Origin of the sequence: Shigella dysenteriae (assembly GCF_022354085.1) — a bacterium.
Lineage (GTDB): Bacteria > Pseudomonadota > Gammaproteobacteria > Enterobacterales > Enterobacteriaceae > Escherichia > Escherichia coli.
The window spans coordinates 57,824-72,310 of record NZ_CP055056.1 but is presented as its reverse complement, the minus strand read 5'-3'; the positions used below and the strand labels follow the sequence as shown (position 1 = coordinate 72,310).

14 protein-coding genes and 1 pseudogene are annotated in these 14,487 nt (G+C 51.6%); all 15 read left to right on the top strand.

Annotated features, from left to right (window positions below; translation table 11 throughout):
• Positions 1–93: 93 nt before the first annotated feature.
• The 15 genes and pseudogenes from traC (at position 94) to traS (ending at position 14,487) form a co-directional block, all read left to right on the top strand.
• Positions 94–2,724, top strand: coding sequence for a type IV secretion system protein TraC (traC, locus tag HUZ68_RS24545; RefSeq protein WP_000069755.1), 2,631 nt, complete (start codon positions 94–96; stop codon positions 2,722–2,724).
• A complete protein-coding gene (trbI, locus tag HUZ68_RS24540) occupies positions 2,721–3,107 on the top strand; it encodes a type-F conjugative transfer system protein TrbI (RefSeq protein ID WP_000099690.1) in 387 nt (128 codons plus the stop codon). The genes traC and trbI overlap by 4 nt, the downstream gene beginning before the upstream one ends.
• Positions 3,104–3,736, top strand: coding sequence for a type-F conjugative transfer system protein TraW (traW, locus tag HUZ68_RS24535; RefSeq protein WP_001749440.1), 633 nt, complete (start codon positions 3,104–3,106; stop codon positions 3,734–3,736). Before trbI ends, traW begins: the two co-directional genes overlap by 4 nt.
• Positions 3,733–4,725, top strand: coding sequence for a conjugal transfer pilus assembly protein TraU (gene traU / locus HUZ68_RS24530; protein WP_000830839.1), 993 nt, complete (start codon positions 3,733–3,735; stop codon positions 4,723–4,725). The genes traW and traU overlap by 4 nt, the downstream gene beginning before the upstream one ends.
• Before the next feature lie 8 nt (positions 4,726–4,733).
• Complete coding sequence (gene trbC, locus HUZ68_RS24525; RefSeq protein ID WP_089541249.1) at positions 4,734–5,372, top strand: type-F conjugative transfer system pilin assembly protein TrbC; 639 nt, start codon at positions 4,734–4,736, stop codon at positions 5,370–5,372.
• Positions 5,369–7,177, top strand: a complete 1,809-nt coding sequence (traN, locus tag HUZ68_RS24520) for a type-F conjugative transfer system mating-pair stabilization protein TraN (protein WP_001567342.1) — start codon at positions 5,369–5,371, stop codon at positions 7,175–7,177. The genes trbC and traN overlap by 4 nt, the downstream gene beginning before the upstream one ends.
• A gap of 26 nt (positions 7,178–7,203) precedes the next feature.
• A complete protein-coding gene (locus HUZ68_RS24515) occupies positions 7,204–7,461 on the top strand; it encodes a conjugal transfer protein TrbE (RefSeq protein WP_000864325.1) in 258 nt (85 codons plus the stop codon).
• Positions 7,454–8,197 carry a type-F conjugative transfer system pilin assembly protein TraF gene (gene traF / locus HUZ68_RS24510; RefSeq protein WP_063073478.1) on the top strand — a complete coding sequence of 248 codons (744 nt, stop codon included), beginning with the start codon at positions 7,454–7,456 and terminating at the stop codon, positions 8,195–8,197. The genes HUZ68_RS24515 and traF overlap by 8 nt, the downstream gene beginning before the upstream one ends.
• Before the next feature lie 15 nt (positions 8,198–8,212).
• Positions 8,213–8,559: pseudogene (gene trbA / locus HUZ68_RS24505) on the top strand (conjugal transfer protein TrbA).
• Between the two features lie 118 nt (positions 8,560–8,677).
• On the top strand, positions 8,678–8,962 hold the full coding sequence (traQ, locus tag HUZ68_RS24500) for a type-F conjugative transfer system pilin chaperone TraQ (protein WP_000624110.1): 285 nt from the start codon (positions 8,678–8,680) through the stop codon (positions 8,960–8,962).
• A complete protein-coding gene (gene trbB, locus HUZ68_RS24495) occupies positions 8,949–9,494 on the top strand; it encodes a type-F conjugative transfer system pilin assembly thiol-disulfide isomerase TrbB (RefSeq protein ID WP_000052614.1) in 546 nt (181 codons plus the stop codon). Before traQ ends, trbB begins: the two co-directional genes overlap by 14 nt.
• On the top strand, positions 9,424–9,786 hold the full coding sequence (gene trbJ / locus HUZ68_RS24490) for a P-type conjugative transfer protein TrbJ (RefSeq protein WP_074149687.1): 363 nt from the start codon (positions 9,424–9,426) through the stop codon (positions 9,784–9,786). The genes trbB and trbJ overlap by 71 nt, the downstream gene beginning before the upstream one ends.
• Complete coding sequence (traH, locus tag HUZ68_RS24485) at positions 9,786–11,159, top strand: conjugal transfer pilus assembly protein TraH (protein WP_001137358.1); 1,374 nt, start codon at positions 9,786–9,788, stop codon at positions 11,157–11,159. Before trbJ ends, traH begins: the two co-directional genes overlap by 1 nt.
• Positions 11,156–13,981, top strand: coding sequence for a conjugal transfer mating-pair stabilization protein TraG (traG, locus tag HUZ68_RS24480; RefSeq protein ID WP_001007030.1), 2,826 nt, complete (start codon positions 11,156–11,158; stop codon positions 13,979–13,981). Before traH ends, traG begins: the two co-directional genes overlap by 4 nt.
• Complete coding sequence (gene traS, locus HUZ68_RS24475) at positions 13,978–14,487, top strand: conjugal transfer entry exclusion protein TraS (protein WP_000628099.1); 510 nt, start codon at positions 13,978–13,980, stop codon at positions 14,485–14,487. Before traG ends, traS begins: the two co-directional genes overlap by 4 nt.

Genomic DNA, 14,487 nt, shown 5'->3' with positions numbered 1-14,487 from the left:
ATTTGTGCTGTGGTTTCAGGAATGGCACTGCGTGATATATCCACGGCCACAGACTGATATTTTCCTTTTTTAAACGCACTAAGGAATACTCATATGAGTAATAACCCACTTGAGGCCGTCACTCAGGCGGTTAACTCCCTCGTCACAGCACTGAAACTGCCTGACGAATCAGCAAAGGCCAATGAAGTGCTGGGCGAAATGAGCTTCCCGCAGTTCAGCCGTCTGCTGCCGTACCGTGATTACAACCAGGAATCCGGTCTGTTCATGAATGACACCACGATGGGCTTTATGCTGGAAGCCATTCCCATCAATGGGGCGAATGAGTCCATTGTGGAGGCCCTCGATCATATGCTGCGCACCAAACTGCCGCGCGGTATTCCGTTGTGTATCCATCTGATGTCCAGTCAGCTGGTTGGTGACAGGATTGAATACGGGCTGCGTGAGTTCTCCTGGTCTGGCGAACAGGCCGAACGGTTTAACGCGATTACCCGGGCCTATTATATGAAAGCGGCAGCGACACAGTTTCCGCTGCCGGAGGGAATGAATCTGCCCCTGACCCTGCGCCATTACCGGGTGTTTATCTCGTACTGTTCTCCCTCGAAGAAAAAAAGCCGGGCCGACATTCTGGAAATGGAAAACCTGGTGAAAATCATCCGGGCGTCGTTACAGGGGGCCAGTATCACCACACAGACGGTGGATGCACAGGCCTTTATCGATATTGTCGGGGAGATGATTAACCATAACCCGGATTCCCTGTACCCGAAAAGACGTCAGCTGGACCCGTATTCTGATCTGAATTATCAGTGTGTGGAGGACAGTTTTGATCTGAAAGTTCGGGCTGATTACCTGACGCTGGGCCTGCGTGAGAACGGCAGGAACAGCACGGCCCGCATCCTGAATTTCCATCTGGCCCGTAACCCGGAAATCGCCTTCCTGTGGAACATGGCCGACAACTACAGCAACCTGCTGAACCCGGAACTGTCCATCTCCTGTCCGTTCATCCTGACGCTGACTCTGGTGGTGGAAGACCAGGTGAAAACCCACAGCGAAGCCAACCTGAAGTACATGGACCTGGAGAAAAAGTCGAAGACCTCCTATGCCAAATGGTTTCCGTCCGTGGAGAAAGAGGCGAAGGAGTGGGGGGAACTGCGTCAGCGGCTGGGCTCCGGTCAGTCCTCTGTCGTGTCCTACTTCCTCAACATCACAGCCTTCTGCAAGGACAATAATGAAACGGCACTGGAAGTGGAGCAGGACATCCTGAACAGCTTCCGTAAAAACGGTTTTGAGCTGATTTCACCGCGCTTTAACCACATGCGCAATTTCCTGACCTGTCTGCCCTTTATGGCCGGGAAAGGGTTGTTTAAACAGTTGAAAGAGGCCGGAGTGGTACAGCGCGCAGAGAGCTTTAATGTGGCCAACCTGATGCCGTTAGTGGCGGATAACCCCCTGACACCGGCAGGTCTGCTGGCACCCACCTACCGTAACCAGCTGGCGTTTATCGATATTTTCTTCCGGGGGATGAATAACACCAACTATAACATGGCGGTCTGTGGCACCTCCGGGGCCGGTAAAACCGGGCTGATACAGCCACTTATCCGCAGCGTGCTGGACTCCGGGGGCTTTGCCGTGGTGTTCGACATGGGGGATGGCTACAAGTCCCTGTGTGAGAACATGGGGGGCGTATATCTGGACGGTGAAACCCTGCGCTTTAACCCGTTTGCGAACATCACCGATATTGACCAGTCAGCGGAGCGTGTCCGCGACCAGCTGTCGGTGATGGCCAGCCCCAACGGTAACCTGGATGAAGTGCATGAAGGTCTGCTGCTGCAGGCAGTCAGGGCATCATGGCTGGCCAAAGAGAACAGGGCACGTATTGATGACGTGGTGGATTTCCTGAAAAACGCCAGTGACAGCGAGCAGTATGCCGAGTCACCGACCATCCGCAGCCGTCTGGACGAAATGATTGTGCTGCTTGACCAGTACACTGCTAACGGCACTTATGGCCAGTATTTCAACTCCGATGAGCCGTCCCTGCGGGATGATGCGAAAATGGTGGTGCTGGAGCTGGGCGGACTGGAAGACCGTCCGTCCCTGCTGGTTGCGGTGATGTTCAGCCTTATCATTTACATTGAGAACCGGATGTACCGCACGCCGCGTAACCTCAAGAAACTGAACGTCATTGATGAAGGCTGGCGTCTGCTGGACTTCAAAAATCACAAGGTCGGTGAATTTATTGAGAAAGGTTACCGTACCGCCCGCCGTCATACCGGTGCCTATATCACCATCACACAGAACATCGTCGACTTTGACTCTGACAAGGCTTCCAGTGCTGCCCGCGCGGCATGGGGTAACTCCTCCTACAAAATTATCCTCAAACAGAGTGCGAAGGAGTTCGCGAAATACAACCAGCTGTATCCGGACCAGTTCCTGCCACTGCAGCGTGACATGATTGGTAAGTTTGGTGCGGCCAAAGACCAGTGGTTCAGTTCCTTCCTGCTGCAGGTGGAAAACCATTCCTCCTGGCATCGTCTGTTTGTGGACCCGTTAAGCCGCGCCATGTACAGCTCTGACGGCCCGGATTTTGAGTTTGTGCAGCAGAAACGTAAAGAGGGGCTGAGTATTCATGAGGCGGTGTGGCAGTTGGCGTGGAAGAAGTCAGGGCCGGAGATGGCTTCGCTGGAAGCCTGGCTGGAAGAACATGAGAAATACAGGAGTGTGGCATGAGTTCAACGCAGAAACCCGCCGACGTCACGGCAGAACGACGCAGCCACTGGTGGTGGACGGTGCCGGGATGCCTGGCAATGGTGTTACTGAACGCAGCCGTCAGTTACGGCATTGTCAGACTGAACGCACCGGTGACTGTCGCCTTCAACATGAAACAGACCGTGGATGCGTTTTTTGACAGCGCCAGTCAGAAACAACTGTCAGAAGCGCAGTCAAAAGCCCTTTCAGCGCGTTTTAACACGGCACTGGAAGCCAGCCTGCAGGCATGGCAGCAGAAACACCACGCGGTCATTCTGGTGTCGCCTGCTGTGGTACAGGGGGCACCGGATATCACCCGGGAAATCCAGCAGGATATTGCCCGGCGAATGAGGGCGGAACCATGAGATGCCGGGGGCTGATTGCCCTGCTGATATGGGGGCAGAGTGTGGCCGCCGCCGATCTTGGTACCTGGGGCGATCTGTGGCCGGTAAAGGAGCCGGACATGCTGACGGTGATCATGCAGCGCCTGACGGCACTGGAGCAGTCCGGTGAGATGGGCCGGAAAATGGATGCCTTTAAGGAGCGGGTGATCCGCAACAGTCTGCGGCCCCCTGCCGTGCCCGGTATCGGACGCACGGAGAAATACGGCAGCCGGTTGTTTGACCCGTCCGTCAGACTGGCTGCGGATATCCGGGATAACGAAGGGCGGGTGTTTGCCCGTCAGGGTGAAGTGATGAATCCGCTGCAGTATGTTCCTTTTAACCAGACGCTGTATTTCATCAATGGCGATGATCCGGCGCAGGTGGCCTGGATGAAACGCCAGACGCCGCCCACACTGGAGAGCAAAATTATCCTCGTGCAGGGAAGTATCCCGGAGATGCAGAAAGCGCTGGACAGCCGTATTTACTTTGACCAGAACGGTGTGCTCTGCCAGCGCCTCGGCATCGATCAGGTACCGGCAAGGGTGAGTGCTGTTCCCGGCGATCGCTTCCTGAAGGTGGAATTTATTCCGGCAGAGGAGGGCAGAAAATGAAGCGAAGCCTGTGGCTGCTGATGTTATTCCTTCTCGCCGGTCATGTTCCTGCGGCGTCTGCGGATTCTGCCTGTGAGGGGCGTTTTGTAAACCCGATCACGGATATCTGCTGGAGCTGTATTTTCCCGCTCTCGCTGGGCAGTATCAAAGTCAGTCAGGGTAAGGTCCCCGACACGGCGAACCCGTCGATGCCCATTCAGATTTGTCCGGCACCGCCGCCGCTGTTCAGGCGTATCGGGCTGGCCATTGGTTACTGGGAGCCGATGGCGCTGACGGACGTCACCCGGTCACCGGGATGCATGGTGAACCTGGGCTTCAGCCTGCCGGCTTTTGGTAAAACGGCACAGGGAACGGCGAAAAAGGATGAGAAGCAGGTGAACGGGGCGTTCTATCACGTTCACTGGTACAAATACCCGCTGACGTACTGGCTTAACATCATCACATCTCTGGGCTGTCTGGAAGGTGGTGACCTGGATATCGCTTATCTTTCTGAAATTGACCCCACCTGGACGGACAGCAGCCTGACCACCATTCTTAATCCGGAAGCTGTCATCTTTGCCAATCCGATAGCACAGGGGGCCTGTGCAGCAGATGCGATTGCCAGCGCCTTTAATATGCCTCTCGATGTTCTGTTCTGGTGTGCCGGTTCGCAGGGCAGCATGTACCCGTTCAATGGCTGGGTGAGTAATGAGTCCAGTCCGTTGCAGTCCTCCCTGCTGGTCAGTGAACGCATGGCGTTCAAGCTGCACCGTCAGGGCATGATTATGGAAACCATCGGGAAAAATAACGCCGTCTGTAATGAATATCCGTCCCCAATCCTGCCCAAAGAACGCTGGCGTTACCAGATGGTGAATATGTACCCGGACAGCGGACAGTGCCACCCGTTCGGGCGCAGTGTGACCCGCTGGGAAACCGGGAAAAATCCGCCCAATACAAAGAAAAACTTCGGCTACCTGATGTGGCGTAAACGTAACTGTGTCTTCCTGTGAGGTGAATGATGAAGCTGAGTATGAAATCTCTGGCAGCACTGCTGATGATGCTGAACGGGGCGGTTATGGCGTCAGAAAACGTGAACACTCCTGAAAACCGCCAGTTCCTGAAGCATCAGGAAAATTTAAGCAGACAACTGCGTGAAAAACCTGACCATCAGCTGAAAGCCTGGGCGGAGAAGCAGGTGCTGGAAAACCCCCTTCAGCGTTCAGATAACCATTTCCTGGATGAGCTGGTTCGTAAACAGCAGGCTTCGCAGGACGGGAAACCCCGGCAGGGTGCTCTGTATTTTGTGTCGTTTTCCATTCCCGAAGAGGGGCTGAAACGAATGCTGGGCGAAACCCGGCACTACGGTATACCCGCCACACTGCGGGGCATGGTGAACAATGACCTGAAGACCACCGCTGAAGCCGTGCTGTCCCTGGTGAAAGACGGCGCGACTGATGGTGTTCAGATCGACCCGACGCTGTTTTCACAGTACGGCATTCGCAGTGTACCGGCACTGGTGGTGTTCTGCAGTCAGGGATACGACATCATCCGGGGAAACCTGCGGGTCGGCCAGGCGCTGGAGAAAGTGGCCGCCACGGGTGACTGCCGGCAGGTGGCTCATGATTTACTGGCAGGGAAAGGAGATTCCGGGAAATGAAACGTATTTTACCTCTGATACTGGCTCTGGTTGCCGGCATGGCACAGGCTGACAGCAACAGTGATTACCGGGCCGGCTCTGATTTTGCTCACCAGATCAAAGGACAGGGAAGCAGCAGTATTCAGGGCTTTAAGCCACAGGAGAGTATCCCCGGCTATAACGCGAATCCGGACGAGACAAAATACTACGGTGGCGTGACTGCCGGCGGGGATGGCGGCCTGAAAAATGACGGCACCACGGAATGGGCGACCGGTGAAACCGGAAAAACCATCACAGAGTCATTCATGAACAAGCCGAAAGACATTCTTTCACCGGATGCACCGTTTATCCAGACCGGCAGGGATGTGGTGAACCGGGCTGACAGCATTGTGGGAAACACCGGGCAGCAGTGCAGTGCGCAGGAGATTAGCCGGAGTGAATACACGAATTACACCTGTGAGCGGGATTTACAGGTGGAGCAGTACTGCACACGAACTGCCCGTATGGAGCTGCAGGGGAGTACCACATGGGAAACCCGGACGCTGGAGTATGAAATGAGTCAGCTACCTGCACGAGAAGTGAATGGTCAGTATGTTGTCTCCATTACCTCTCCCGTTACCGGTGAAATTGTCGATGCGCATTACAGCTGGAGTCGTACTTACCTGCAGAAGAGTGTACCTATGACAATTACAGTACTGGGAACCCCACTGAGCTGGAATGCCAAATACTCAGCAGATGCCTCATTTACACCAGTACAGAAAACACTGACTGCCGGTGTTGCTTTTACGTCATCTCACCCCGTCCGGGTCGGGAATACAAAATTCAAACGTCATACGGCAATGAAGCTGCGTCTGGTTGTCAGGGTAAAAAAAGCCTCGTACACCCCGTATGTTGTCTGGTCTGAAAGCTGCCCGTTCAGCAAGGAGCTGGGGAAACTGACAAAAACAGAATGTACGGAGGCTGGCGGGAACAGGACGCTGGTGAAAGACGGTCAGTCATACAGCATGTACCAGAGCTGCTGGGCATACCGGGACACGTATGTCACACAGTCAGCAGACAAGGGAACCTGTCAGACCTACACCGACAATCCTGCCTGTACCCTGGTGTCACACCAGTGCGCCTTTTACTCCGAAGAAGGTGCCTGTCTGCATGAATATGCCACGTACTCCTGTGAGTCAAAAACATCCGGGAAAGTGATGGTCTGTGGGGGAGACGTCTTCTGTCTCGATGGCGAATGCGATAAGGCTCAGAGCGGGAAGAGTAATGATTTTGCCGAAGCCGTTTCTCAGCTGGCGGCACTGGCCGCAGCAGGTAAGGATGTTGCGGCGCTGAACGGGGTGGATGTCCGTGCTTTCACCGGTCAGGCGAAATTTTGTAAGAAGGCTGCAGCCGGATACAGCAACTGCTGTAAGGACAGCGGCTGGGGACAGGATATCGGGCTGGCCAAATGCAGCAGTGATGAAAAAGCCCTGGCTAAAGCAAAATCAAACAAACTGACCGTCAGTGTCGGAGAGTTCTGTTCGAAGAAAGTGCTGGGTGTCTGCCTGGAGAAAAAACGCAGTTACTGTCAGTTTGATTCGAAGCTGGCGCAGATAGTCCAGCAGCAGGGGCGCAACGGACAGCTGCGTATCAGTTTTGGCAGTGCGAAGCATCCTGACTGTCGGGGGATTACGGTTGATGAGCTGCAGAAAATTCAGTTCGACAGACTGGATTTCACTAACTTCTACGAAGACCTGATGAATAACCAGAAAATCCCGGACAGTGGTGTTCTGACGCAGAAAGTGAAAGAGCAGATTGCTGACCAGCTGAAACAGGCAGGACAGTAAGGTAGGGAAAATAACCGGGGAAAATGATGAAAGTCATATTCACGTCGAACCGTTTTATTGATTTTCTTATCCGGCTTTTGATTACAGCGATTGTCATTTCCCCGGTAATTATCTGGTCGTGGGATACGGTAAAAGAAACCACTGCAGGTGAGATACTTGCTGCTGCTTTCGTTATTTTTTACTCCGGTGTGCTCCTGTTTATTCTGTATTTTTGTTTTTCTGCCCTGACTGACCTGCAGAAACCTGATGAAAGAAAAAGTGATGAAAGGAATGAAGATGAATAAAGCATTACTGCCACTGTTACTCTGCTGCTTTATTTTTCCGGCGTCAGGAAAAGATGCAGGCTGGCAGTGGTATAACGAGAAAATAAATCCGAAGGAAAAAGAAAATAAACCAGTACCTGCAGCCCCCCGTCAGGAGCCGGACATTATGCAGAAACTGGCCGCACTGCAGACGGCAACAAAGCGGGCGCTGTACGAAGCTATTCTGTATCCCGGCGTGGATAATTTTGTGAAATATTTCCGGCTGCAGAATTACTGGACTCAGCAGGCCGGGCTTTTCACCATGAGCGCCAAAAAATCCATGCTGGCGCATCCCGAACTGGACTATAACCTGCAGTACAGCCATTACAACGGCACGGTCCGGAACCAGCTGGCGGCAGACCAGGTGCAGCAGCGACAGGCCATTGCGAAACTGGCTGAACACTACGGCATCATGTTCTTTTACCGGGGGCAGGACCCCATCGACGGGCAGCTGGCGCAGGTCATTAATGGCTTCAGGGATACCTATGGTCTGAGTGTTATTCCCGTTTCCGTGGATGGTGTGATTAATCCGCTGTTGCCGGATTCCCGGACTGACCAGGGGCAGGCGCAGCGCCTCGGCGTGAAATATTTCCCGGCCATGATGCTGGTTGACCCGAAACAGGGCAGTGTTCGCCCGTTATCATACGGCTTTATTTCGCAGGACGACCTGGCAAAACAATTCCTAAACGTTTCTGAAGATTTTAAACCCAATTTTTAATCGCGGATTTGATTTATGAGTGAAGATTATTTGAAACTGTTTACAGGTGTTGTTCTGTTAATATTTGTCATTATTGCCGGTTATTTTTTTCTGAGCGTAATGACAGGAAAATGTTTCTCCTGAGCTCACTGGTTTTCCTTGTTATTAATATCGCGTGTTTATATGTGCTGACTGCCAGTCTCTGGTTTCTGTGTGGTGCAATTATGAATCAGGGCGCAGCAATGGTTGTTCCAATGGTTATTGGCTCATTACCGAATGTTACGAGCTTCGACGGGTTCAGAAGAATATTTATCTGTATTATGTTGTCATCAGTATGGTCCGGAGTGATGTGGTTTTTTATAAGGGGGCTTATGACAGGCTAAGTCATATAAAACGGTAATAAAAACCATACAAAATAATGAGGTTGATCTGATTAATATCACACAAACGCGAATATTACAGACATAAATACTCTCATGTAAATAATAACCGGAGTTTAACATGATAAGTAAACGCAGATTCTCTTTACCCCGGCTTGATATTACGGGAATGTGGGTATTTTCCCTGGGTGTCTGGTTTCATATCGTCGCCCGTCTTGTTTACAGCAAACCCTGGATGGCTTTTTTTCTGGCGGAGTTGATTGCGGCCATTCTCGTGCTGTTCGGCGCATACCAGGTGCTGGATGCATGGATTGCCCGTGTCAGCCGGGAAGAGCGTGAGGCGCTGGAAGCAAGACAACAGGCCATGATGGAAGGGCAGCAGGAGGGCAGACATGTCTCTCATTAAATCACTGTTGTTCACCCTGTTGCTGGCAGCCGCTGCCGTGCAGGCCTCCACCCGGGATGAAATTGAACGACTCTGGAATCCGCAGGGCATGGCCGCGCAGCCTGCACAACCGGCAGCAGACACATCAGCCAGGACAGAAAAGCCGGCTCCCCGCTGGTTCCGCCTCAGCAACGGCAGGCAGGTTAACCTGGCCGACTGGAAGGTGGTGCTGTTTATGCAGGGGCATTGCCCTTACTGTCACCAGTTTGACCCGGTACTGAAGCAGTTGGCACAGCAGTACGGCTTTTCCGTTTTTCCCTACACCCTGGATGGTCAGGGGGATACCGCCTTTCCGGAAGCATTACCGGTGCCACCGGACGTGATGCAGACCTTCTTCCCGAATATCCCGGTGGCCACACCGACCACCTTCCTGGTCAACGTCAACACGCTTGAGGCATTACCGCTTTTACAGGGGGCAACGGATGCCGCCGGTTTTATGGCGCGGATGGATACCGTTCTGCAGATGTACGGAGGAAAAAAAGGTGCGAAATAAGCAGGTGGTGTTACTCATTGCCGGAATATCCGGCATCGCGACGGGAATAATCGTCAGCCTGAATATCCCCTTTATCCGTCAGGGGCTTTTTTATCCCGCCAGCCCTGTAGAAATTGTCGTTTCGCTGTGCCTTACCTTTTCTGTTTCTGTTGTGTTTTTTGTGGGGGCAATTGTGGGATGGATTTCGGTGTCTGAAATATATTACAGCCGCAGGACTGGACGGAAATATCAGGATATTCCTGCTGAAATGTCGTATGCGCCGGGAGAACAAATTAAGGGAGGGCAAGAATGATGCCACGCATTAAACCTCTTCTGGTTCTTTGTGCTGCTTTACTGACGGTCACACCCGCAGCGTCAGCGGATGTGAACAGCGACATGAATCAGTTCTTTAACAAGCTGGGCTTCGCCTCCAATACCACACAGCCGGGCGTCTGGCAGGGGCAGGCCGCCGGTTATGCTTACGGTGGCTCCCTGTATGCCCGTACTCAGGTCAAAAATGTTCAGCTGATTTCCATGACGCTGCCGGATATCAATGCCGGATGTGGCGGCATCGACGCCTACCTCGGTTCGTTCAGTTTTATTAATGGCGAGCAGCTGCAGCGTTTTGTTAAGCAGATTATGAGCAATGCTGCCGGTTACTTTTTTGACCTTGCCCTGCAGACAACGGTGCCGGAAATCAAAACCGCAAAAGACTTCCTGCAGAAAATGGCAAGCGACATTAACAGTATGAACCTCAGTTCCTGCCAGGCTGCACAGGGGATTATCGGCGGGCTTTTCCCCCGGACGCAGGTGTCCCAGCAGAAAGTCTGTCAGGACATTGCCGGTGAGAGCAATATTTTTGCTGACTGGGCGGCTTCCCGGCAGGGATGTACCGTTGGCGGGAAATCTGACAGCGTCAGGGATAAAGCCAGCGACAAGGATAAGGAGCGGGTGACCAAAAACATCAACATCATGTGGAATGCGCTTTCCAAAAACAGAATGTTTGATGGCAACAAAGAGCTGAAAGAATTTGTGATGACGCTGACCGGCTCACTGGTGTTTGGTCCCAACGGCGAAATCACACCGCTATCAGCCAGAACCACTGACCGCTCAATTATCCGGGCCATGATGGAAGGCGGCACAGCAAAAATTTATCACTGCAACGATTCTGATAAATGCCTGAAAGTGGTGGCAGACACACCGGTGACCATCAGCCGGGATAATGCACTGAAGTCTCAGATTACTAAACTTCTGGCCAGCATTCAGAACAAGGCGGTCAGTGACACGCCTCTGGATGACAAGGAAAAAGGCTTTATTTCCAGTACCACCATCCCCGTCTTCAAATACCTGGTTGACCCGCAAATGCTCGGTGTTTCCAACAGTATGATTTACCAGCTGACGGACTATATCGGTTACGACATCCTGCTGCAGTACATTCAGGAGCTGATACAGCAGGCCCGGGCGATGGTGGCCACAGGAAATTATGACGAAGCAGTTATCGAACATATTAACGACAACATGAATGATGCCACCCGGCAGATTGCGGCGTTTCAGTCACAGGTGCAGGTACAGCAGGATGCGCTGCTGGTTGTCGATCGTCAGATGAGCTACATGCGTCAGCAGCTTTCCGCCCGCATGCTCAGTCGTTACCAGAACAACTATCACTTCGGAGGGAGCACGCTGTGAATGAAGTTTATGTGATTGCCGGTGGTGAGTGGTTGCGGAATAACCTGAATGCCATTGCCGCCTTTATGGGGACCCGGACGTGGGATTCCATTGAAAAAATTGCGCTCACATTGTCTGTTCTCGCGGTGGCCGTAATGTGGGTACAGCGGCACAACGTGATGGATTTGCTGGGCTGGGTGGCCGTGTTTGTGCTTATCAGCCTGCTGGTTAATGTCCGCACATCGGTGCAGATTATTGATAACAGTGACCTGGTCAAAGTTCACCGGGTGGATAATGTGCCGGTCGGACTGGCGATGCCACTTTCACTGACGACCCGTATCGGGCATGCAATGGTGGCCAGTTACGAGATGATCTTCACGCAACCGGACAGTGTCACCTACAGCAAAACGGGGATGCTGTTTGGCGCAGAACTGGTATCAAAAAGCACCGACTTTTTGTCCCGTAATCCGGAAATCGCCAATCTTTTCCAGGATTATGTGCAGAACTGCGTGATGGGGGATATTTACCTGAACCACAAATACACGCTGGAGGAACTGATGGCCTCCGCTGATCCTTACACGCTGATTTTTTCCCGCCCCAGTCCGCTGCGGGGCGTTTATGACAGCAATAATAATTTCGTGACCTGTAAGGACGCGTCGGTTTCGCTGAAAGACAAGCTGAATCTGGACACACAGAGTGGCGGAAAAACATGGCATTATTATGCCCAGCAGCTATTTGGTGGACGCCCTGATCCGAACCTGTTGTTCAGTACGCTGATTGGCGACAGTTACAGTTACTTCTATGGCTCAAGTAAATCAGCCAGCCAGATCATCCGCCAGAATGTCACCATCAATGCGCTGAAGGAGGGGATCACCAGTTATGCCGCACGTAATGGTGATTCGGCCAGCCTGGTGAATCTGGCCACCACATCATCGATGGAGAAGCAACGTCTGGCACATGTCTCCATCGGTCATGTGGCGATGCGGACACTGCCCATGACGCAGACCATCCTGACGGGGATCGCCATCGGTATTTTCCCGCTCCTGGTACTGGCGGCTGTCTTCAACAAACTGACGCTGTCCGTCCTGAAAGGCTATGTGTTTGCCCTGATGTGGTTGCAGTCATGGCCAATGTTGTACGCCATTCTGAACAGCGCCATGACATTTTATGCAAAGCAGAATGGTGCACCGGTGGTGCTCTCGGAAATTTCACAGATACAGCTGAAATACTCCGATCTGGCTTCCACTGCCGGGTATCTTTCCATGATGATCCCGCCATTATCCTGGATGATGGTCAGGGGGCTCGGGGCAGGATTTTCCAGTGTGTACAGCCATTTCGCTTCCTCTGCTATCAGCCCGACCGCCAGTGCAGCAGGCAGTGTGGTTGACGGTAATTACTCCTACGGCAACATGCAGACGGAGAATGTTAACGGCTTCAGCTGGAGCACCAACAGCACCACGTCGTTTGGTCAGATGATGTACCAGACCGGCAGTGGCGCAACCGCCACACAGACCCGTGACGGTAATATGGTGATGGATGCAAGCGGAGCGATGTCCCGGTTACCGGTCGGCATCAATGCAACGCGTCAGATTGCGGCGGCACAACAGGAAATGGCCCGGGAAGCATCGAACAGAGCAGAAAGTGCCCTGCATGGGTTCAGCAGCAGTATTGCCAGTGCCTGGAACACGCTCAGTCAGTTTGGTTCTAACCGGGGGAGCAGTGATTCTGTCACCGGTGGTGCTGACAGCACGATGAGTGCTCAGGACTCCATGATGGCCAGCCGTATGCGCAGTGCAGTGGAAAGCTATGCGAAGGCGCATAATATCAGTAATGAGCAGGCGACTCAGGAACTGGCATCAACAAGTACCAGGCTATCTGGTGGAATGTATGCTGATGCTCATGCTGAATGGGGGGTTAAACCTAAAATTCTTGGTGTTGGTGGTGGGGTAGGCATCAGAGGTGGATTTAAGGGGAGCCTGGATGCAACGGATGATGACTCACATTCAGCAAGTAGTGGCAGCAGGGCTACCCATGATGCTCGCCATGATATCGATGCTAAAGCCAGTAAGGACTTTAAAGAGGCCAGCGATTACTTTACCAGTCGCAAAGTCAGTGAATCCGGCAGCCATACTGACAATAATGCCGATTCCCGCGTGGACCAGTTGTCTGCAGCCCTGAACTCAGCGAAACAGAGTTACGACCAGTACACGACGAATATGACCCGCAGCCATGAATATGCTGAAATGGCATCCCGTACTGAAAGCATGAGTGGGCAGATGAGCGAAGATTTGTCGCAACAGTTTGCACAGTATGTGATGAAACACGCACCGCAGGATGCCGAAGCTATTCTGACAAACACCAGTTCACCGGAGATTGCAGAACGCCGTCGGGCGATGGCATGGTCTTTTGTTCAGGAACAGGTGCAGCCTGGTGTTGATAATGCCTGGCGTGAATCCCGTGGGGATATTGGTAAAGGAATGGAGAGCGTACCTTCGGGTGGTGGCAGCCAGGATATTATTGCTGACCATCAGGGGCATCAGGCCATTATTGATCAAAGAACGCAGGACAGTAATATCCGTAATGATGTAAAACATCAGGTTGATAATATGGTCACAGAATATAAAGGGAATATCGGAGATACTCAGAATAGTATTCATGGCGAAGAAAATATTGTAGACAGACAATATTCAGAGTTAAAAAATAATCACAAACAGGAAGAAATTCAACAAAACAACAGATATAATGAAGAAAATAAACGACAGAAATTAATGCCAACACCGTCTGAAGATGCGTTAAAACAGATGGTGGATGATAAGAAAGAACGATTGAAGGGGCCATTATGATCACTCACTATGATATAAAAATGGAGATGCAAAAACTAAAGGAGGTACTCTCTGTAGAGGGTGTTAATATCCCATCATTATTACAAGTCATAAAGCCGGGAACTTATGTGTTTTTATGGGTTTTATTATGGCCAACTTTTCTGCGTTTAGTATCGGTTAAAAGTGATGTCAGGGATGTTGGCTTTGATATATGTGCTAGTGGAATGATGGGGTTCCTGCTTTTTGTGGCTATTACAAATGGAATGATGTTATACCTTGCGATTCCTGATAGTTTCAGAAAGGATTCAAAAATAATAAATTTTATGTATTCTAAGAGTAAGACATATATTTTGTTGTTTTTGATTGTTTTTTCTATGGTTTCGTTTATGCATTCTATCTTATATGTTTTTGCACTAATGATTACATTCATATTATTTTTCTTGGTGTATACCATAGATATAAATCGTTATAATCTCTCAGCTATAGCCTCAGTAATAGGACTGTTCAAAAAAGAGTCTGTTAGTTAA

Excerpts from the sequence above, each read along its gene's own strand:
- traW (WP_001749440.1), top strand. The coding sequence starts at position 3,104 with ATGAGATGCCGGGGGCTGATTGCCCTGCTGATATGGGGGCAGAGTGTG.
- trbC (WP_089541249.1), top strand. The coding sequence starts at position 4,734 with ATGAAGCTGAGTATGAAATCTCTGGCAGCACTGCTGATGATGCTGAAC.
- traF (WP_063073478.1), top strand. The coding sequence starts at position 7,454 with ATGAATAAAGCATTACTGCCACTGTTACTCTGCTGCTTTATTTTTCCG.
- trbJ (WP_074149687.1), top strand. The coding sequence starts at position 9,424 with ATGCCGCCGGTTTTATGGCGCGGATGGATACCGTTCTGCAGATGTACG.
- traC (WP_000069755.1), top strand. The coding sequence starts at position 94 with ATGAGTAATAACCCACTTGAGGCCGTCACTCAGGCGGTTAACTCCCTC.
- trbI (WP_000099690.1), top strand. The coding sequence starts at position 2,721 with ATGAGTTCAACGCAGAAACCCGCCGACGTCACGGCAGAACGACGCAGC.
- traN (WP_001567342.1), top strand. The coding sequence starts at position 5,369 with ATGAAACGTATTTTACCTCTGATACTGGCTCTGGTTGCCGGCATGGCA.
- traS (WP_000628099.1), top strand. The coding sequence starts at position 13,978 with ATGATCACTCACTATGATATAAAAATGGAGATGCAAAAACTAAAGGAG.
- traU (WP_000830839.1), top strand. The coding sequence starts at position 3,733 with ATGAAGCGAAGCCTGTGGCTGCTGATGTTATTCCTTCTCGCCGGTCAT.
- HUZ68_RS24515 (WP_000864325.1), top strand. The coding sequence starts at position 7,204 with ATGAAAGTCATATTCACGTCGAACCGTTTTATTGATTTTCTTATCCGG.
- traQ (WP_000624110.1), top strand. The coding sequence starts at position 8,678 with ATGATAAGTAAACGCAGATTCTCTTTACCCCGGCTTGATATTACGGGA.
- traH (WP_001137358.1), top strand. The coding sequence starts at position 9,786 with ATGCCACGCATTAAACCTCTTCTGGTTCTTTGTGCTGCTTTACTGACG.
- trbB (WP_000052614.1), top strand. The coding sequence starts at position 8,949 with ATGTCTCTCATTAAATCACTGTTGTTCACCCTGTTGCTGGCAGCCGCT.